Annotated in this window: 19 protein-coding genes; 15 read left to right on the top strand and 4 right to left on the bottom strand. The window is 45.5% G+C overall.

What is annotated here, in order from left to right; translation table 11 throughout:
* Positions 1-284 precede the first annotated feature (284 nt).
* Both ACFSRY_RS09855 and ACFSRY_RS09860 read right to left on the bottom strand, forming a co-directional pair.
* Entirely contained in the window at positions 285-806 is a 522-nt protein-coding gene (locus tag ACFSRY_RS09855; RefSeq protein WP_377506219.1) for a hypothetical protein, read from the bottom strand.
* A gap of 600 nt (positions 807-1,406) precedes the next feature.
* On the bottom strand, positions 1,407-2,120 hold the full coding sequence (locus ACFSRY_RS09860) for a hypothetical protein (protein ID WP_377506222.1): 714 nt from the start codon (positions 2,118-2,120) through the stop codon (positions 1,407-1,409).
* A 1,260-nt stretch (positions 2,121-3,380) separates the two neighbouring features.
* On the opposite strand from ACFSRY_RS09860, the gene ACFSRY_RS09865 reads away from it, so the two are divergent.
* The 12 genes from ACFSRY_RS09865 (at position 3,381) to ACFSRY_RS09920 (ending at position 12,121) form a co-directional block, all read left to right on the top strand.
* Positions 3,381-4,556, top strand: a complete 1,176-nt coding sequence (locus ACFSRY_RS09865) for a phage integrase SAM-like domain-containing protein (protein WP_377506225.1) — start codon at positions 3,381-3,383, stop codon at positions 4,554-4,556.
* 11 nt (positions 4,557-4,567) lie between these two features.
* Positions 4,568-5,707: a hypothetical protein gene (locus ACFSRY_RS09870; protein WP_377506228.1), complete on the top strand. Its 1,140-nt coding sequence runs from the start codon at positions 4,568-4,570 to the stop codon at positions 5,705-5,707.
* 245 nt (positions 5,708-5,952) lie between these two features.
* Positions 5,953-6,249 (top strand): helix-turn-helix domain-containing protein, encoded by a 297-nt coding sequence (locus ACFSRY_RS09875; RefSeq protein ID WP_377506231.1) that lies wholly within the window; start codon positions 5,953-5,955, stop codon positions 6,247-6,249.
* On the top strand, positions 6,243-6,977 hold the full coding sequence (locus ACFSRY_RS09880) for a helix-turn-helix domain-containing protein (RefSeq protein ID WP_377506234.1): 735 nt from the start codon (positions 6,243-6,245) through the stop codon (positions 6,975-6,977). Before ACFSRY_RS09875 ends, ACFSRY_RS09880 begins: the two co-directional genes overlap by 7 nt.
* Entirely contained in the window at positions 6,898-7,608 is a 711-nt protein-coding gene (locus tag ACFSRY_RS09885) for a hypothetical protein (RefSeq protein WP_377506237.1), read from the top strand. The genes ACFSRY_RS09880 and ACFSRY_RS09885 overlap by 80 nt, the downstream gene beginning before the upstream one ends.
* Before the next feature lie 20 nt (positions 7,609-7,628).
* Positions 7,629-8,090 carry a hypothetical protein gene (locus ACFSRY_RS09890; protein WP_377506241.1) on the top strand — a complete coding sequence of 154 codons (462 nt, stop codon included), beginning with the start codon at positions 7,629-7,631 and terminating at the stop codon, positions 8,088-8,090.
* A gap of 3 nt (positions 8,091-8,093) precedes the next feature.
* Positions 8,094-8,282 (top strand): hypothetical protein, encoded by a 189-nt coding sequence (locus ACFSRY_RS09895; RefSeq protein WP_377506244.1) that lies wholly within the window; start codon positions 8,094-8,096, stop codon positions 8,280-8,282.
* A 259-nt stretch (positions 8,283-8,541) separates the two neighbouring features.
* Complete coding sequence (locus ACFSRY_RS09900) at positions 8,542-9,192, top strand: hypothetical protein (protein ID WP_377506248.1); 651 nt, start codon at positions 8,542-8,544, stop codon at positions 9,190-9,192.
* Positions 9,193-9,238: 46 nt separating this feature from the next.
* Positions 9,239-9,931, top strand: a complete 693-nt coding sequence (locus ACFSRY_RS09905; RefSeq protein WP_377506251.1) for an SOS response-associated peptidase — start codon at positions 9,239-9,241, stop codon at positions 9,929-9,931.
* Between the two features lie 61 nt (positions 9,932-9,992).
* A complete protein-coding gene (locus tag ACFSRY_RS09910) occupies positions 9,993-10,658 on the top strand; it encodes a hypothetical protein (protein WP_377506254.1) in 666 nt (221 codons plus the stop codon).
* A gap of 8 nt (positions 10,659-10,666) precedes the next feature.
* Complete coding sequence (locus ACFSRY_RS09915) at positions 10,667-11,332, top strand: DUF5715 family protein (RefSeq protein ID WP_377506257.1); 666 nt, start codon at positions 10,667-10,669, stop codon at positions 11,330-11,332.
* A gap of 69 nt (positions 11,333-11,401) precedes the next feature.
* Positions 11,402-12,121 (top strand): glycoside hydrolase family 25 protein, encoded by a 720-nt coding sequence (locus ACFSRY_RS09920; RefSeq protein WP_377506260.1) that lies wholly within the window; start codon positions 11,402-11,404, stop codon positions 12,119-12,121.
* Positions 12,122-12,344: 223 nt separating this feature from the next.
* Here the strand turns inward: ACFSRY_RS09920 and ACFSRY_RS09925 are convergent, their stop codons facing one another.
* Positions 12,345-13,604, bottom strand: coding sequence for an McrC family protein (locus ACFSRY_RS09925; protein ID WP_377506263.1), 1,260 nt, complete (start codon positions 13,602-13,604; stop codon positions 12,345-12,347).
* A 2-nt stretch (positions 13,605-13,606) separates the two neighbouring features.
* A complete protein-coding gene (locus ACFSRY_RS09930; protein WP_377506266.1) occupies positions 13,607-16,348 on the bottom strand; it encodes an AAA family ATPase in 2,742 nt (913 codons plus the stop codon).
* A 229-nt stretch (positions 16,349-16,577) separates the two neighbouring features.
* On the opposite strand from ACFSRY_RS09930, the gene ACFSRY_RS09935 reads away from it, so the two are divergent.
* The 3 genes from ACFSRY_RS09935 to ACFSRY_RS09945 all read left to right on the top strand — a co-directional run bounded on the left by ACFSRY_RS09935 (position 16,578) and on the right by ACFSRY_RS09945 (position 18,196).
* On the top strand, positions 16,578-17,267 hold the full coding sequence (locus ACFSRY_RS09935; RefSeq protein WP_377506270.1) for an SOS response-associated peptidase: 690 nt from the start codon (positions 16,578-16,580) through the stop codon (positions 17,265-17,267).
* A gap of 187 nt (positions 17,268-17,454) precedes the next feature.
* Positions 17,455-17,712 (top strand): hypothetical protein, encoded by a 258-nt coding sequence (locus ACFSRY_RS09940; RefSeq protein WP_377506273.1) that lies wholly within the window; start codon positions 17,455-17,457, stop codon positions 17,710-17,712.
* Between the two features lie 58 nt (positions 17,713-17,770).
* Complete coding sequence (locus ACFSRY_RS09945) at positions 17,771-18,196, top strand: hypothetical protein (protein WP_377506276.1); 426 nt, start codon at positions 17,771-17,773, stop codon at positions 18,194-18,196.
* The last annotated feature ends 21 nt before the right edge of the window (positions 18,197-18,217 follow it).

The following is an 18,217-nucleotide window of genomic DNA, read 5'->3' on the forward strand; positions in this document are numbered from 1 at the left end:
TACCTCAGTTACCACTTGTAGTTTAAAGCCTAAGGGATAATCGCGCTGACTGCGCTTGCTTTTTTTCTCTGCTGCTTTTTCCATAATAGGTTGTTTTAAGTGTCAACCTATTTTAGGACGGGACAAAATGAACAAAAAAGCCCCGACTGTACAATAGCCGGGGCTTTTTGCTGTAGTAGATCGAAGGATTGAGTTATCGAACCTTATTCACATTAATCTGGTGGCTGCAGGCAGAGGAACAATCTGATCTCTCTGTGCTTCTTGTTTTCCTCAGAGCATATGTATTATAGGCTTATGCCTACGCTCAACCCATAGGGCGCATACAGAATGTCTTCTGTGTCCAGGCCCGTAAAAGGCACGCTTCCGTATATTCTGAAATTAACTTTTTTTGACCTTAAGGGATGTAGCCTGTATCCTACTATAGGGTATGCTAAGTATTTCTCGTCGGTGTTTCCATTGATGAGAGTACCGCCCAACCCAAATTCGGCAAAGTGCCTACCTTTCCCCAGGTTTCCGGTTATGTGGTGGGTAATGGTCAGGAATCTTTCTGGTGAACAATCTCCAGAGGAACAAATACTGAATTCCTCATTGTAGCCTACACCTGCTTTACCCGAGAAGAAAAAGCCTGGGGTGATGAAAAGCAGCCTTTCATAGTTCAAGGAGGCGATGGAGGCATCACCCAGTAGGTTTAAGTATATGTTATGCTGAGGTCTTATATCCTGCGTATCCGTTAAGAATGCTTTGCTTTGGGCGGATAAACTTATGCTTGATACAGTAAAGGCAAGAAGCAATATAATCTTCTTCATGTGGTTTGTCTTAGGATTGTTTTCTATATAATAGTTATGGTTGTTCTAAAGGTGAGCAAAGGCAAACTTAAGCCGGGTCCATTTGCTCTGTTGCCATTCTTTCCTTTCCTGGTCTGTCCCAGGGTATTAGTGCTGTTGTAAATACCTTAACTATAACACTAAGATTCTTAATCCGAAGAAAAGGTTGCTCTGCCTGAGAAATATATTTAGAGGAGAGTTTCGGCAGCAGGGAATCAGGAACTTTTCTCTTTTATCAGCCTCAGTTATAGGTGGTTTTTTGACGCATCTACACGTAAGTGGCTCCTGCTATTGTCCTGGCGAAGTTATCTTGATGTTTTGGTTGTTTTATAACTTAAAACCTTCACTGGCCCGTAAAATGTCTTTGTAGAACAGGACCATGAGGCAACCGGCTTTGTAGGTTCATGACCTGCAGTTGCTCCGGCATGAGGCTATGCTGGAGCAACTGCAGCCTACGGCAGAAGCAGAAGTGCTGGTGTGATGCACCAGCACTTCTGTCTTTGTGCCTTCTAAACGACAATGGGTGAGACCCAGCTCTTAAAAAAGGTTATAAGAGACGGGGTTGGCAGGTGATCTCTACCTTCACTTAAGTTTCAAGGTATCCAACTCTTCAGAGTTCATACTATACTTAATGGTTGACTTGTCTCTGAACATCAGGCCAAAAAAGCTTTTGTCATTGCCTATCATGTTGCTGTTTTGGGGAGCAATGCCCAAAAAGCCAAGTGTGCCCTTGCCCATAATTCCAAGGCCTGCCGTACCGTCCTCCAAAATTGAGAGTGCCACACCTTCTGTACCTTGATTTGTGTCGAGGCCTAACACCATTCTGTTTTTACCTTTTACATTGAGAAGCTGATAACCGGACCTTTCGAAGCCAAGTTCATCGTTTATTACAACGCCTGTTCCCTGACCTATTCTTTTGCCAATGTTCGGGTCTGGAGTATCCCCAATCGCAACCCGGTCAAAACCGTTCTCATCGAGTATCACCATTCCGTTGGCCGAGTGGTTATAGTTTTTGTACCATCCCATATATTCTTTAGACATGTTTTTGCCCCAGATTTGTTTCACCCTCTCCAGATTTGTTCTTACCCTGTTTTTAGCCTCAGGAATAGGGGCTCCAATCAGGATTCTTTCCCTGCCCAGTTCGTCTACAATCACTATGCCTTTGGTCCTGATCACGTCATTGTTCTTGCCGGTGAACGACAGCAACAGGAACAGGCCTAAGGCACAGGAGGTAATGAGTGTGTAGGCTCTCTGGAGCTTGAGTTTTTTTTCGATTTGCTCTATTCTTTTTTCCATAGTTTTTGAATTTGGTATTTGATTTAAAGATTTAGTATTTGATTTTGATTTGTGGTAGATGCGGAAAACAGCCAGTGAACTCTTTTTCGCCATATTTCACCTCTCCGTAAAGTGACTTTGATGTGCGGACTCTTTTAACATCCTTTGCTATTGCTCTTCAGTTGCTGTGCAAGGAAAACAGGGGCAGCGGCATAGTATGGTTTTCCTCCTTGTCGTTTACCGGCGGCGTTACTTTGTAGGAGCGCTCTGTTTGTGGGTGGAATTTATCACTGTGGGAAAGGAAGGTAAACAGTGCGATTAACCATAAGCAGAGATTCATCCCATTGGTTGGGCCATTTACGCTTCGTGTCGTGCACAGTTTGTTTCTGTATAGTGTACGGCAGTCGATTTTGATATAATTTGTTAGCATAATTAACATGTGTTTACGCGAGGTGAAGAAATATACCGATTTCCTAATATCACATTCTGTGCCATCTTTTTAAAGCATTGATAATAAGTTGTTTGGGAATTTTTTTTTTGATTCTGGTTGGAGTGTGCTTGCACAGTGAATGTGCGTTATCGTACGCGCTGGTGCACGTTAACGTACAGTGGGTATTTGGAGTTGGTCCCTTTCGTTTTTAAATCTAATTCAGTTTCTTTTGGTTGTCGATGTGTAGAACACATGTGGCTTCTAACACATGTGGTTCCTGCATGAGTAGACTTACTTCAAACATACAGTAAAGCGCCAAGTGACAGCTAAAGCCAATCGAGCAGAGTAGAAAGTGTGCGATGATTTTGTGTTTGCTTCTGTCTTGTACGGCCACACCGGTTCCAATACCCGTAATCCGGCCTAAGCTGAGCAGGCGCATTGTTTAATCTTCTTTGGTAGAAATAAATCTGAGCAAATGAATGTTAAGTAAGCTTTGATAAAGTTAAAGCGAAGGGGATGGGTTATCGAACCATAAGGGTGAACGGCTTTTTCGCCCTTTCCAGCGAAGTAAACAACTACCTAGCGAAAAAAGAAAAAGGGAAAAGCGATGCGAATGATCACTTTTCCCTTTCAGTAGCCCGTAGGGGAACACAGTATGCGAACATCAACTTCTATCTCCCAATAAAACCTGCTAAACTGCGTTTAAACCCACTTTTGCTTTCGTGTTGGTGGGTCTTTTTTGGTGATAATAGGAGGTTGTAAAATAAAAAATGTTACTTTTTTGTTACTCTATTCAGCTTTTGCTATGTTTGATGGACTTCAAAATATTCCTCTGAAAATACAACGACAGGATGGCAAAAGCTTCAAACGAAACGGTGGCCGACAAGGCCCCGAAAACACGCGTAATCGTCAAGGGTAAACTTGTAAAGCTCCGGGCCCGCAGGCTTCCTGCCGGGGGCGAGTCCCTGTACCTGGACTACAACGAAAACGGCAAGCGCAAGTACGACTTTCTCGGGCTGCACCTGATGGAAAGTCCGAAGACCACTAAAGATAGGTTGCAGAACAAGGACAACCAACTGCTGGCCGAGCGCATCCGCTCTGAGCGTGAACTGCAGCTCTCGAAGAACTCCATGATCGTCAAAGCCTCCGTGCAGCGCAGGGCTGATTTTATAGCCTACCTGGATGAGTTCATTGACACCTACCCCAAGAAAGATAGACGCGTGATCGTGGCCATGGCCGGTAAGTTCAAGAAGTTCGTGGATGAGCCCGAGATGCTTCGGTTTTCAGAGGTGACCGTCAGGCTCTGCGGCAGATTCCGCGATTACCTCGAGCAGCAGTGCAAGGGGGAGACACCCTACAATTACTTCAAGAAGTTCCGCAAGGTGCTCAAGCATGCCGTGAAGGAAGGGCTGATCCCTGCCAATCCTGCCGAGGAAATAGAGAACCGCAAAACCGAGGGCATCAAAAAGGAAGTGCTCACCGTCGAAGAGATCCAGAAAATGGCAAGTGAGGAGTGTTTCCTGCCGGAGGTAAAGCGGGCTTTTCTTTTCAGCTGCGTCACCGGTCTCAGGTTCTGTGATGTGAACGAGCTGGACTGGAAGTCTGTCGTGGGCACAGTGATGCGCGTGAAGCAGCAGAAAACAAGCAAGGACGTGGTGGTGAACCTTAACACAACAGCCATGAAACTGCTGGGAGAAAGGCCTAAGCCAGCGGTAAAGGAAAAGAAGGGAAAAGCCAATCCCAGTGAGGCAAAGGCAGAGCGGCAGAAGGTGTTCACCCTGCCCTCAAGCACGACATGCGGCAAGCACCTGCAGAACTGGGCTGACAAGGCCAAGGTGGGCAAAAAGGTCACCTGGCACTGCGCCCGCCACTCCTTCGGCACCAATCTGCTCATATCCGGCGCGGACGTTCGTTCCGTTTCCGGCCTACTAGGCCATTCCAGTTTGATCGAAACGCAGAAGTACGTGCGGCTGGTCGAGTCGCTCAAGGAAAAGGCCGTGGAGAACCTTCCTGAGATCCTATTTTAACTATTGAAGACATGGAAGAGTATCAGATGGATTGGGACGCTGTGTCGTCCTGTCACGACCACTGGCAAAACGGTGATGAAACTATTAAGCAGGAACTGTTACGAGTAGCTCGGTTAAGTTTAGCAGGGGGAATAGCCAATGCAAAACTTGTTATGGAGGGCATGGCCACTAAGTTTAAAGCTGCCTTGGTTAGTCCCAGAATATACTTAAGTACAGTTGATGAAGTTCTGCATGCGCACATCGGGATGATGGATGCCAAGAGCGTACGCAACCCTTTTATGCAGCTTAACGAGAAACCCCAAGTTGATAACTTAGCTCAACGCTTTGCTGCTGCCTATTTAACGGGTACTGCGCCGGAGAATGCCCTCCCCTGGTTGCAGGAGTTAGACAGGTTGGATGAGCGCGTACAGTATTTAGTGGATGGGGTCTGTCAGGCTATTGTCAGGCTTAAGCTCGTGGAGCTGAGGGAAAAGGCAGTAAGATTGGTTCATAAAGAAGGTAGGGGCTTGTACTCTGATCTTCCTGACCGTCCTGCGTTACCTGTAGAAAAACCCGAAGAAAGTACCGGTGAAACTGGCACCCCGGTTATCACAAACCAACCTCATATCTTAGATGAACAAGCCAGCGGGAGAGACAACACTTGGAAGACAACGCTAAATGAACCTTTTAAAGAAGGCTCAAAAGAGGAGTTAATGCAAAGAACACACGGATTCCCGTGGAATAAAGGTCCTGCACCAGCTGCAGCGGCGAAAATCCACGGATTTTTTGTTGAGCAAAAAGTCATACACGCTATAGAAACTCCTTCTTCGGTTATAGCCAGTTTGTTTAGTGCTAGTGGCCCCTCATCTCCTGTTCAGCTACTCAGGGGGCCTGGCAAGGTGATTCAAATGCTCAGATGGCTGTCAATCAATGATGTGTTGAACGCTGAGGATGGTTTAGGGCTGGAAGACTATTCAGAAGATGAGCTACGTCGTTTTGGCCGGTGGCTGTACCCGCGCTTTATTGGTACCTTTAGAAATGTTGATGGAGAAAGATTTACTCAGAAACAATTGAAGAATGCTGCCAATCGTCTGAAGTATGAGCAGCTGATAAAGGAAAAGTGGTACATTAAAATGGAGGCTGAGTTGAAGAGGAGTATTAGCATAGTTTAACCTGCCACAGATGAATAAAAAGAGACCGCGATGAGTGGTCTTTTTTTTTGCGTGACAATTTGCAACACGATTTTTACTGAGTCTGAAACATGAATATTTGAGGCCTGAGATGAGGCTGTTTATTGGATAATGAGACTGGAAGTTGAAAAGTGAGTCTGCTTTTTACAGCAGCATTGTGAAGGGGTTAAAAGCTTCCTAATTATGTGCTGTAATCAATTATTCACTATTTAAAATTTACAACACACATGACAACATTAAAGCAAGAGCTCCTTGCCATCAAGAGCATCCTGGCGTCCTTTAAGCTGGCCGCCAAAACCTTCTTCAACGTCTCGGAGGCGGCCAGTTACCTGAGCCTCTCCGAGGACGCCGTCTACAGGCTGATGGCCGCCAAAAAGCTCAAGCACAGCAGGCCCAACGGCAAGGTGATCTACATTCAGCGAGAATATTGCGACCAGTACGTGCGCCTGAACACCGTGCGCACGATCGATGAGATCGAGGCGGAAGCAGCCCTTCGCGTTAACAAGAAAGGCGGGAAATGGTAGCGGTAAAAATTCCTAAGAACAACTCCGTTGTCCATCATTCATTCCGGTTTAGTAAGCTCCTGAATGCGAATGAAAAGCTACTATTGGCAGAAATCAAATTGTTGTGTGGGCGCAACAGTCACTGCTGGCCAAGGAACAGGTACTTTGCCGAGCTCTTTAATAAGTGTCCGAAGACCATTTCCCGCTGGCTTAAAAAGCTGGAGAAACTGGGCTTTATCCGGATTGAGATCAACCGTTTGCAGTGTGACCGTCGAGACATCTATTTTTTGTCTCTACCCGGGACAGATGTGGGAGAGGGGGGAGACAATCCTGTCCCGGGGGGTGGACAAAAGTGTCCCCCTTTATATAAGAATGATAAAAGTAATGATAACAGAAATGAAGAGAGAGAAAGGGAGCGTAACTCCCGCTCGTTTGTGGTAGATAACTCTTCTTCATTTTCTAAAATGGCTACGCCTACTGTTGAAGAAGTGAGGGACTACGCTTCATCCCTGGTATCAGAAACCACACCGCCTATACGACCAGCAGAAGTGGCCCAGAAGTTTCACAACTACTATTCGGCCAAAGGCTGGAAGGTGGGCAGCGCTAAAATGGAAGACTGGCGCGCTGGCGTCCGGAACTGGATTTCTAAAATAAACCAATTCGAGAAAAATGAAAACAGAAACAGCCAACCTGGCGTCACTGCTGGCCGAGGAAGCATGGCGCATCTGCGGGTCGGTGGGCGCGGTTAAACCATACCCTTGGATAGATCCCAATCAGCTCTACTTTCATCTCATTGAAGGTATACAGTTAGATAATTGGAACCGCAGGCCGATCCAGGCTTTGGCAGCCTATTTTTCTGGAGATGTTACTGCCATGGAAAAGATGGGCCTGGATGCAGGAAAGAATCTTTACCTGCATGGGCACACGGGTTGTGGTAAAAGCTCCTTAATTAACAAAATCTGGAGGATAAGAAACTTTGTAAAGCTGGAGGCAAAGAAGTTGGCTGGAATGGTGATGGAAACAGGCTATGAACCTTTCTATAAATACGGTTCAGGCATAGGAATGCATGGCACAGGCGGGCTTCCCCCGGAGCTGTTAATCGATGACGTGGGATGGGAGCCTCCTGTGAATCGGATGGGAACAAAGATTGAGGTGATAGACGAAATGCTGTGCTACAGGGAAAATGCCTTCAACCAGTATGGTGTCAGAACGATCCTCGTCTCTAACAACCCACCAGATCAGTTTCTTCCGGACTATGGGGAAAGAGCCCATTCGCGCCTTGCCCACTATAACATCATCAGTTTTCCGGATGGCGGCCCCGACCGCAGGGCACTGAAGAAAATAGAGTTAGTAACAACACCAAAAAACAATATATCATGAAAAAGAAAGCAGAACGCACGATGCCCGTTGCGGGACGCGTCGATTGCTTCACCGACGCGCAGCTGCGGAAAGGGGCAGCCGGACTGGAAATGAGCATATCGCAGTACGTTTCTTACCTGCTCACCACCACCCTGTTTGGCACAGACACGCATGTGCTGCAGGAACGCCTGGTCGAGGTGACGAAACAACTCGAGCATTTGCAGCAACAGGCAAGGGAAGAGAAGGAAGCTGTATGGGAACAGGAGCCATATGCCTCGCTACTACAGAAGGTGCTGCACAACGAGCGTGTGCTGGAAGAGCTTCACGCTGCCTATGGCGCTAAGCCTTTCGCCGTGCAGCTGAGGCATGACAGGGGCTTTCATGTCGGTTTCTGTTTAACCGGCGAGAAAATAGACGAGAAAATATACCAGTGCACGGGCCGCTACGCCTGGGCCTACGTGGACAGGAATAAAACTTTAGTAACCATCCTCAAGCGCAGTTAACCTATGGAAGCATTCGAATTTGAACTGACGGCAGCTGACCTGGAGCTGGGTCCTGCCGCAACAGAGGCAGGCAGGTCATCCGGCCTACTTTGGCTACTGCTTCTGGTAGGGGTGTTTGTATTGGGTGTGGCGCTCTACCTTGCACTTGCACCCGGTCCGCCCCCGAGGAAAAAATCGGAAACAGAACAGTAACAGACAGGATGCTTCCCCCGGCATCCTGTTTTTGCTTTTTTGCCAGGTGCAGATGCGGAAGGAAAATCAGCTGCTGAGAATATGTTACAAGTTGTAACGGCGGGCACAAAAGTGCCGCGCTTATACTTAACTTTCACTATATTTAAGTGTGCTCCTCGCATGGCCTGCTGGCGTAACCTTTTGTTACGGGCTCTGCTTATAGGAATGGGCGCAGTTGCAGATCTACTATGGTAGGTAAACAATCTAAAAAACTTTCTCTATGAGGCTACTGGACAAATGGTGGGTCATGCTTTTTATATACTTTTGGACCATCCTGTTTGTGGTTGGTTTTGAAGTGAGCGGAAGCAATAGTGTATACCCGCTGTACCTGGCGCTGGTGGCTGGTGTGCTGGTCTTTGCGTCTCTTGTATACCAGCTAGTCAAAAAGCAGTGGCTGAAGGCCGTAGCCGGCGGCGTGGTGTCCTTTGGCATCACGGTAGTGGGAGCAGGCGTGATCTTCATTGCCGGCGCGTTTCAAAGCGTAACAAAGGGTAACACCAATACACTGGATGAGGCTTTTTACAGGGCGGAGTTTGAGGATCACACGCGCACCCTTTTTCCGGCATCGGCCAGCTTTCTGGCGAAAGATGAAATGGTACAGGGGCTAGGCTTTGAGAACGAGTTTGACGCGCACTGCCTGGTCCGGCTTCCGAAGGCGGAGTACCAAGAGCTGCTGACCCGGATCAGCTCGGACCCGGAGTTCATGAAGAATCATGCCCCACCGGATTTCAGCGGAACAGTGCTGGCCGGAAAGGTGAAAGCGGAAGATTTTCCTGCTTCGTACTCACACGATGATCCGGGCTACAGCTTGTACACCGTCAGCTTTCATAAAGGCGGAGAAAGCGTAGCTTTAAAGATCTCGACTTACTAAATAGCGGAAACAGAAATAGGTGTTACAAAAAGTAACAAAACAACATATGTGCGGCAGGTATTCCGTGGCCACTACGGTAAAAGACAAGAACAACAAAGCTTCCCGGGTAGCACGGTTGCTCGAGAAGCATAAGGTGGAAGCGCTGTATAATGCCGCACCCTCGCAATTGTTACCCGTTGTAACCAGTGATGAGCCGGAGAGGGTGCAGCTTTTTTCATGGGGCCTGTTGCCGCATTGGTCCAAAGACAGAAACCACAGGAACAAACCGATCAACGCGCGTGCGGAAACGCTGCTGGAGAAGCCCAGTTTCCGGGAATTGGTCAGCCGCAGGCACTGCCTGATTCCGGCGGACGGCTTCTATGAGTGGCGGAAAACAGGTGCCGGAAAAGTGCCTTACCGCTTCCTACTGAAAAGTGAAGAATTATTCTCCTTTGCCGGCCTGTGGGATGAGTGGGCGGACGCGGAAACAGGAGAGGTGCAGCAGACTTTTACCATTATCACGACGCAAGCCAACGAACTGGTAAAGCCGACGCACGACCGGATGCCGGTGATTTTATCTCCGGAAAAAGAAGAGGCCTGGCTGAATGTAACGAAAGGTAACCACTTGTTACAGGAGCTGCTACAGCCTTTTCCGACACAGCAGATGAAAGCTTATGCCGTTTCATCGTTAGTCAATGCTGTACCTAATAACTCAGCTGCTTTGCTAGCGCAGGTGCCGGAGCAAGGAAGCCTGTTTTAAGCATGTTACAAATTGTTACACCCCTCAGAAAGCTTATTATTTAAACACATACTTTTATATTATGAATATTAGATTTTTACTCCTTTTAGCTCTGCCAATTCAGTTACTCACGAGCTGCATGACAGAAAGCTCGAGGCACAAACAAGTCAACTTGGTGGAGAAAGCAACACCTGAATTTGTAGACTTTACATTCAACGAAGCGAAAAGCGTCTACGAAGTAAAAACAGAAGACTTAATCTTGGATAGAGCCTGCGAGTCAGTAACCTACTATGGCGAGAAGTTTGACTTGGGAATGCGTGAAATGTCAGGAGAGGATGTGAATTACTTTTACTGCAAGCCATCCTTGATGAAATTAGATAATGGAGTTGTTTTGAAGCTGGCATATGGTGCGGAATCCCCAGGAGAAACACTTCTTGTTTTTCTTGATCCAGTAAAAGGCTTGACAAATAAATTAGAATTGGCAACAGGGGGTGAATACGATTATAAATTCATTTATAAAGTTGCAAATAGTAACCTGTTGGCAGCAGTTAATGGTACTCTTTATAATATTGACCTGAATAGCGAGACCCTACTGGAGCAGTTTGAGTTGAAGTACCGCAGATTTGGTGATCAGACCAAGGAAATCCTTATTAAGGCCCCTACAACAATCGAAGTTATTCGCACCCAGGAAGGTAGTAACGAAAGGTATGTAGAGACTGTACACCCAGTAACTGCCCTAAAGCTTTAGCTAATGATATGAAGAAGTACAGGAATATTTTATTGCTAGCTATCTTTGTTGTTATACTTACAGGTCTACTAGCTTTCCCACTGCGCTACAAGATCAAAAGAAAAATAAGGTATTTGGCAGGTAGGAGCGTGAGTCTTCTTTATGGCCGCACAAGCAGCTGTGATAATTGTGCAACACTATTTGATGATAAAGTGGCTGTTCATGAGCAAGCGTATCAAACGGAAGGTATTCTGCCACAAACCAATGATGCCGGACTGGAAGCGCTTTTAGCCAATGAAACCTTGATAGAGCTAAGTTCAAATCAGTTTTATAACGTTCGGGATTTCAATCATTCCAAGCCTTATTTACTGCCTAAGGCACTGAAGTTTATTGATACGTTAGCTTATACTTACCATGCTAAAAGCCGGGAGAATAGACTGACATATTTTCCTTTTACGATCTCCAGCGGAACCCGTTCTGTTGCTTCAGTTGAAAGATTGATGAAGCAAAACAGCAACTCTATCAGAAACAGCAGCCACTTAAAAGGAAAAACGTTTGATGTGAGTTATACTTCTTTTGATAAAAACGAAGAACAACGAGTGGCTTTCATTGCTGCGCTTGACCAGCTGCGCAAAGAAGGAAGGTGCTACGTGAAGTATGAGCGTAATGGCACGCTCCATATAACGGTAATCTAAGTTACGTCCTTTCATTATAGGCCATGATTACACATCTTGATCTGCCACTTTTATAATAGCTACTAAAACATGAAGAAGGTTTACAAATGGATACTACTATGTTGCCTGTTAGGTGTATGTGCCGCAGTAGTTATTGTCTACTTGTTTATTATGAAGACAGCAGGAGTAGAGATTGACAAGACTATGTATCCTGTAACAGGAATTGATGTCTCTAACCATACTGGCAAGATCGATTTTGCACAAGTAAAGGAGCAGGGTGTTGACTTTGTGATTATTAAAGCAACAGAAGGTGCCAACTTCAAAGATGAAAGCTTTGAGAGAAACTATAGCAATGCTCAAAATGCTGACATACCTGTAGGTGCTTATCACTTCTTCAGGTTTAACAGGAGTGGAAAAGAGCAGGCAAAGAATTTTTTAAAACACATCAAAGGAAAGCGATTTGAGTTACCCCTGGTACTGGACGTGGAAGAGTGGGGGAATTCTGGAAGCTCTAAACGAGAGGAAGTGGTGGCTGAACTTCAGAATTTTATAGATGAGGTAGAAAGTCAGGTAAAGAAGAAAGTAATGATCTATACTAATGAGAGTGGCTATAGGACATATATCAAGGGAAACTTTGATACAAAAAGCATCTGGATATGCTCATTTAGTAAAAGCCCAAATATTGATGCAAAATGGACGCTTTGGCAACACTCACATATAGGTAAACTTAAGGGAGCGGAGGGGTGGATAGATCTCAATACTTTTAACGGCAGCAGGGCGGAGTGGAACAATTATTTATCAGCAGAATAATCTCTGGTTTACCAACTTTACACCCGCCTAATAGCACAACAGAAATTTTTGTTACTTTAGTTAAAGTATAGCCTGCACTATTTTTGACTGCTATCTAACAGGTTATCTTTAATACTTTAATACCAAGTATGGTAATTTGAGGATGTGTTAAAGAAAAGTAATTACTTACTTGCTTGAAAATAATAGCACTATCTATGAATGGGAAGAACGACTTTGATCTAAGCTAAGACAGCGTTAGCCATTGTATAATTTGTTTATAAATGGTCTTTTGCCAGGTATCAATATTATCCGTAACGGGAAGAGAAACAATGCTACACTCTTTGTCTGTCAGGCTGCCTGTGTCTTGGCACAAGTACCTCCCGCTTCTTGAGCTTTGAGCAGCACCAGGGTAAACCAGAGCTACTTTCTTTGCCCGGTAGTACTCATGGTATACATACAGCTGCCGCAGATCATCGGGAGAGGGATTGTAACCGTTCAGGTTCTTCCATTTAGTGTCTAGCACCACACAATCCGGCCTAGATTTATTGATAACAATGTCTGGCTTGATCTTGCTGCGGCTGCCGTGTTCTGGCTTCCAAAAGTACTTGTGCACCTGGTCCTGAATAATAAATCCTGACTTTTCTCTTTGCAGGCCTTTCCGCAGGCTCACATACACAAAACTCTCCCAGAGCAGGTTCATATCAAACATCAGCGCCAGCACATGATTTCGGCCTTTGCTCACGTCAGGGTGGTAGTTTAATAGAAGTAGCCGCGCAATATCCAGCGCTTTTCGGTAGCTCTCGGTCTTGCGGTTGAAGGTGATCTTCTCGAAAGTCGCCTCCGTTACCTTTACATCCTGCTGTTCCGGAAAGTTTAGTAGGAGAGAGCCGACCTTACTTTGCAGTGCAGCATTGGTGTTGATGTTTTTTAGGAGCAGGAGCGTCTTGTACAGGATCTGGTGCAGCTGGTGCTGCACATCATAAGTGGTGTGGCGCACATAGAACCGCTCCTGGTGCACCAGGTTTTTCTGGATGTGCTGCGCGAATTTAATGCTGCCTTTTAGGGCCGTGGTGTTATGGTCCGTTTTACGGTACTTCTTCACAAGGCCCCGGTGCAGCAGGTACTCCACCTCCTGCAGGAACAAGGTAAAGTACAGATCGAGAACAGAGTTTGATTTTAGCCGCAGATCACTAGTGCTGGGTGCCTGAATATCAAACACGCCTACGGCTTTCAGCATCCCGATCAGTACGCTGCGCCACTTGCCTTTGTCCTCACTCTTATCGGCTTTTGGGAGTACTTCAATGGTAAGATGACCTACCTGCAGCACGCCTACATACTCCGTAAACCTGACGCCTTTATGGATAAGGGTATAGTAAGGAACACCGTCCTCACCATGAAAAGCCTGTAGCGCCTGTAGTTGTATTTCAGTAAGGCGCTTCTCACCTTTATGCACCCAAAGGCTGCTGTGCTCAAATATCGTAATAGGGTTCTCTTGTTCAAGCATGCCTACTGCATCAACTTTTCAAGCGCTTCCTTGAAGTCTGTATCCGTCATTCGGTTTGCTCCAATCAGATCGGCCAAGTGGTAAACTTCTTTCTCGGCCAGTCCTGACGAGTCGTAGTCGCCAAAGCTGGCGAATATATCATCGTCTTCGTCTTCTTTGGCTTCAAAGAAGCCTTCACCCAGTACTAATCCAATCTTGCCGTAATCGCCATAAAAATACTCCTGCAAGAGCGGGATGATCTTGTTTTGGAAAGCAGCACGCAGATCACCTGCATCTTTGACGCAAAGAAAATAGCTGTGCCCGATAAGGTTGTCCTTGCCCAGAAGCTTTTCAATGCGTCGGTTAACCTTCCTCAGGATGTCTGCGAGCTTGAAGCCTTCCACTTCTTTTTGAAGCTCCTCAAGATCATACTTCGGTGGCATTTCAACAAAGTTGAAACGGCGGCGCAGTGCTGTGTCCAAGGCTTCTACGCTGCGGTCTGCGGTATTCATGGTGCCGATGATGTAGAGGTTAGCCGGCACGCCAAACTTCTCTTTACTGTAGGGGAGGGTTATTTCTAACTGTTCATTTTTACCCAGACGTTTGTCTTCTTCAATCAGAGTAATTAATTCTCCAAAGATCTGGGAAACATTGCCGCGGTTGATTTCATCAATTATAAGCACACAGTCTTTCTTCTGCTTAGTTTGTGGTAGAACAGAAACCTTGTACTTAACTTTAATATAATCGCTGATACCCAAAATATACGGCTTCCAGTCCCGAATCTTCCCATAGAAGAGATAGTCCCTCACCATGTCTTTCGTTACGACCATAGGGGTTGCCGTGTCTGTTTCTGGCCTTGCCACACAATTTTTGTTTGAGTTCATTGATACCCTGAAGGGTTTGTTATGCCGGGGAGTATGTAGCAAGAGTGACCCCTCTGCCTGAACATCCTCTGCAAACTGTTCATAGACTTCATCAAAATTGTCAGAATCTTCTTCTGTATTAGCTGCGTCACATATCTTTTTAAAAATACCCGGCTCAACCTTATAGGTGAGAATGGTGTTACCTTCCTTATCATAAGCTTCCTGTGGCTTTATACCTTCAATAAAGTCCTCATAACTCATGCTCTGGTGGAAAGTAGTGAACATGATTTGCCCCGTAGCCACCTTGTCCTCAAACACTTGTTTCAATGTAGCCCGGTCTACTCCTTCAACCTGTTCACCCAGTATCTCCAGCGCTCTGTTAACAGTATGGTAGGTTTTGCCGGTGCCGGGAGGGCCGAAGAGGATCTGATTGAGCGGTAGGTATGGCTTACCGTTGGTTAGTGTCACAGTTGTAGTCGGCATAATATCTATCTCTTGAAAATCAAAAAATGTGGCTCGATAATCTTTGTCGAAAGCAGCCTTCCGGAACGCCAGATTATCATATTTCTTTTTGTTGGAGTACTTATTGTTCTCCAACTCAAACTGAACAGCCTGTTTGATGGCTAGGTAATGCTGCATGACAACACTAACCGAAGCCTTATGAAAAAATGATGGATGTGCTTGGCCATCGAATTGCCCTTTCTCTACTCCCTCAATAATATACTCTTCAGGTGCTATGAAATAAAACTTGTCTCCCTTGAGGTTGAGGCAATACCTTATGCCTATCTGGAAGCTAAGCTGGTCGGACGTGCTGAAGGCCAGGAGAGTCTCATCAGCTATATTCAGCTCTTCAATCAGCCTGTCTAGTATCTGGAAGTAAGCATTCAAATCTTCTGGCGAGGATTTCTTCAGTATATCCCGAAATGCTTTCTCTTCTTTCTGTGAAGGGCTTGTCTCACCGTCTAGCATCACATACAGAATGTCCTGACCCAGCACCTTGTGGTTCTGATCCTTAAACGACCCTTCCGGTAAGAGTTGATTTACCCTAGAAACTAATTCTGTGTTTGGCTTGATGTGTGAGTCAATAAAACTTTCCAATAGCCCGAGGTAATGAGGGTATTTATCACCGGGTTTTTCAGACGGAACGCCTATAAGCTTGCAGTACTTGCGGTAGAAGGAATCTTTGTACAGTGCGTACTTGTCTGGATCATAATAAGCAAGCATGGTGCCGATGGTGCGCTCATCATGGTGGTGGTGGCGTTTGGGGTCGTTTTCAACTGATCTGAATAACGCATTGACTTCTGAAGTGAACAGTTTTATCCGATCCCCAACGGGTTCTGTTTCATCAAACAAGATCTTAAAACAATCACGGTACTGCTCCGGCTTCTCTTTCGCCAGTTGCTGTATGACACCAATTCCCACAGGGTAAATCAGGTTTGCATAGTCTATGCCTTTAATCTCTTCGTAGAAATCCGGAGCACTCAGGTCTGGTCGCCCTTTAAACTGCTCCAAAAGTTCCCATTTATAACCTTCGGCTGCTAGCTGGTTCTCCTCGAGGTGCGCCTTATACTTCTTGATGATGGCCTGTACAAGATCAACTGGTGTTCCGTTACCATTCAATCCGCATTTAGAGGCGTAATCAGCAAGAACTGATAAAGCATGCTTGAGACGGTCCTGCACATTGTCTAGTTTGCCATAGCCTTCGGGAGGATAATCTCTTCCTCCGGTTATCAGCTGACAGGAGGCTGGTATAATGGGCTTATCTGTTACGTCCTTCGCCTGAACCCAGGTGGTGCATTCGGTCCCTGAAATTTCGGGCCGTAGCTTAAAACTCCAGCCGTGTTCGTTCATTTTCTGCTGTAGTCCTTCTCGAATAAGGGTAAGTGCTTCTGAGTTTTTCATGCGCTGGTATGTCTATCCCTACAAAAAAGGCGGCTACCAATTTCTTAAAGTAAATTTTGCTATTAAGCTTTCACCTTGTAGAGCCTTTATACAGTTTAGGAATCCGTTATTAGTGTATAAATATAATGTATTTTTAATATATATTATTCTAGTTAAAGCTTTCGAAAGTACCCTTGTATCAAATTAAATTTTAAGGAGTTTAATACAAGAAGAGCTTTAATATTAAACCATGTGCGGAAGATACACGATCATACCTAAGAAAGGAGCCAAAGGCGGCTCTAAGGCTGTTAAGCTGCTGGAGAAGTACCATGCTAATACGCGCTATAATGCCGCTCCTTCTCAGTTGTTGCCGGTGATGACGAATGAGGAGCCAGACAAGCTGCAATTCTTCTCTTGGGGATTATTGCCTCACTGGTCAAAGGAGAAGAGTTACAAGCATAAGTTTGTAAATGCACGGACAGAGACGCTCACAGAGAAACCGATGTTTCGGGAGCTGATCAACAGCAAGCGTTGCTTGGTGCCAGCCGATAGCTTTTATGAGTGGAGAACATCTTCGGCCGGGAAACAGCCTTACCGCTTCTTGCTAAAGAATGAGGAGCTATTCTCTTTCGCAGGGCTTTGGGATGAGTGGGCGGACAAGGAAACGGGGGAGGTAGTAGGCTCCTTTACCATCATTACCACAGAGGCAAACGAGCTAGTGAGACCTACCCACGACAGAATGCCGGTGATGCTGCATCCAAAAGAGGAGGAGGCGTGGCTGGATGTGACAAAAGGTAACAAAGTGTTACTCGATCTTTTGAAGCCATACCCGGCAGAGGAAATGAAGGAATATGCAGTGTCGCCGCTGGTGAACTCACCTGTCAATGACTCTCCTGCCGTAGTGGCTCCGGTACCGGAACAGGGTAGCTTGTTTAGTTAAGCGTGTTCTTCGGTTACATTATTAACAAACCGTTACTTACCAAATATTTCTTAAGGAGTTTGTTTTGAAGGCTGGGCTTGTGATGTGGCGTCAGAAAGGCAAGAGAATTTCGAACTATATTTTCGCTCATTAGGCAAAGTGCTAGATAATCAATAGTTTGAATAAAGGAACCAAATATAAATAGAGCATGAGAAAAAGGAGAAATATCAATAACACTCCTGAAGAGTTTAAGCAAATAGAGCCTTCAGTTTTATGGACCCACCATGTAAAGGCTATAAATTTTGATGAGGGGAGTTGTCGTAAAATTTATTGGACCTTTAGGGATGATCTAGGTCTATCCCATTGTAGTGATGATGAGATAAAAGATCGAGTAGCAGATCTTTATGATGTAGCAACGGTAATAGCACATATTACTTTGAAAAAGATGGAAACACAAAAGATTTAGATAGCGCCACTTATAAAGTAACTGAACAGAGGAAAAAGGCAGAATTGCTGAAACTTTGGTGGAACAGCTATTTCTTTCGTTGGGTTTTCAGGTGTTCAAGTACGGTATGGAAAACACCATACCAGGCATCATGGACTTACTTAAAGGCGTGCGTGATGAGGTGGCTATGGAAATTAGAAGGATGCCTGATCTAGTGGTTTATAAGGATGGAAAGGCACACTTTATTGAGGTAAAGTTTAGAGCTAGTGGCACGTTCCAACTAAAGGATATTGATAAGAACAAAGACTATCCTTATCAGAATGCTCTTATCGTACTTGTTTCTAAAAAGCATATCAAGTGCATTTCGTATCAAGAATTGAAAGATGGGAAAGAGATCACTCCAACCTGCCGAAACTATTTGGGAAGCAGAAGCGAGTTTGAGACTGATAGGGAGAAGATTATTGAATACTGTCAGTACGCGGTGAAGTTCTTTGAGAATGTATAATGATAGGCGACACTCTGATAG

It is taken from the genome of Pontibacter locisalis (assembly GCF_042684605.1).
Lineage (GTDB): Bacteria > Bacteroidota > Bacteroidia > Cytophagales > Hymenobacteraceae > Pontibacter > Pontibacter locisalis.

What these genes read in the sequence shown, in the direction of transcription:
- ACFSRY_RS09880 (WP_377506234.1), top strand. Translation starts at nt 6,243, where the DNA reads ATGGTAGCGGTAAAAATTCCTAAGAACAACTCCGTTGTCCATCATTCA.
- ACFSRY_RS09855 (WP_377506219.1), bottom strand. Translation starts at nt 806, where the DNA reads ATGAAGAAGATTATATTGCTTCTTGCCTTTACTGTATCAAGCATAAGT.
- ACFSRY_RS09905 (WP_377506251.1), top strand. Translation starts at nt 9,239, where the DNA reads ATGTGCGGCAGGTATTCCGTGGCCACTACGGTAAAAGACAAGAACAAC.
- ACFSRY_RS09885 (WP_377506237.1), top strand. Translation starts at nt 6,898, where the DNA reads ATGAAAACAGAAACAGCCAACCTGGCGTCACTGCTGGCCGAGGAAGCA.
- ACFSRY_RS09925 (WP_377506263.1), bottom strand. Translation starts at nt 13,604, where the DNA reads ATGCTTGAACAAGAGAACCCTATTACGATATTTGAGCACAGCAGCCTT.
- ACFSRY_RS09895 (WP_377506244.1), top strand. Translation starts at nt 8,094, where the DNA reads ATGGAAGCATTCGAATTTGAACTGACGGCAGCTGACCTGGAGCTGGGT.
- ACFSRY_RS09875 (WP_377506231.1), top strand. Translation starts at nt 5,953, where the DNA reads ATGACAACATTAAAGCAAGAGCTCCTTGCCATCAAGAGCATCCTGGCG.
- ACFSRY_RS09920 (WP_377506260.1), top strand. Translation starts at nt 11,402, where the DNA reads ATGAAGAAGGTTTACAAATGGATACTACTATGTTGCCTGTTAGGTGTA.
- ACFSRY_RS09910 (WP_377506254.1), top strand. Translation starts at nt 9,993, where the DNA reads ATGAATATTAGATTTTTACTCCTTTTAGCTCTGCCAATTCAGTTACTC.
- ACFSRY_RS09890 (WP_377506241.1), top strand. Translation starts at nt 7,629, where the DNA reads ATGCCCGTTGCGGGACGCGTCGATTGCTTCACCGACGCGCAGCTGCGG.
- ACFSRY_RS09900 (WP_377506248.1), top strand. Translation starts at nt 8,542, where the DNA reads ATGAGGCTACTGGACAAATGGTGGGTCATGCTTTTTATATACTTTTGG.
- ACFSRY_RS09865 (WP_377506225.1), top strand. Translation starts at nt 3,381, where the DNA reads ATGGCAAAAGCTTCAAACGAAACGGTGGCCGACAAGGCCCCGAAAACA.
- ACFSRY_RS09930 (WP_377506266.1), bottom strand. Translation starts at nt 16,348, where the DNA reads ATGAAAAACTCAGAAGCACTTACCCTTATTCGAGAAGGACTACAGCAG.
- ACFSRY_RS09940 (WP_377506273.1), top strand. Translation starts at nt 17,455, where the DNA reads ATGAGAAAAAGGAGAAATATCAATAACACTCCTGAAGAGTTTAAGCAA.
- ACFSRY_RS09870 (WP_377506228.1), top strand. Translation starts at nt 4,568, where the DNA reads ATGGAAGAGTATCAGATGGATTGGGACGCTGTGTCGTCCTGTCACGAC.
- ACFSRY_RS09860 (WP_377506222.1), bottom strand. Translation starts at nt 2,120, where the DNA reads ATGGAAAAAAGAATAGAGCAAATCGAAAAAAAACTCAAGCTCCAGAGA.
- ACFSRY_RS09935 (WP_377506270.1), top strand. Translation starts at nt 16,578, where the DNA reads ATGTGCGGAAGATACACGATCATACCTAAGAAAGGAGCCAAAGGCGGC.
- ACFSRY_RS09915 (WP_377506257.1), top strand. Translation starts at nt 10,667, where the DNA reads ATGAAGAAGTACAGGAATATTTTATTGCTAGCTATCTTTGTTGTTATA.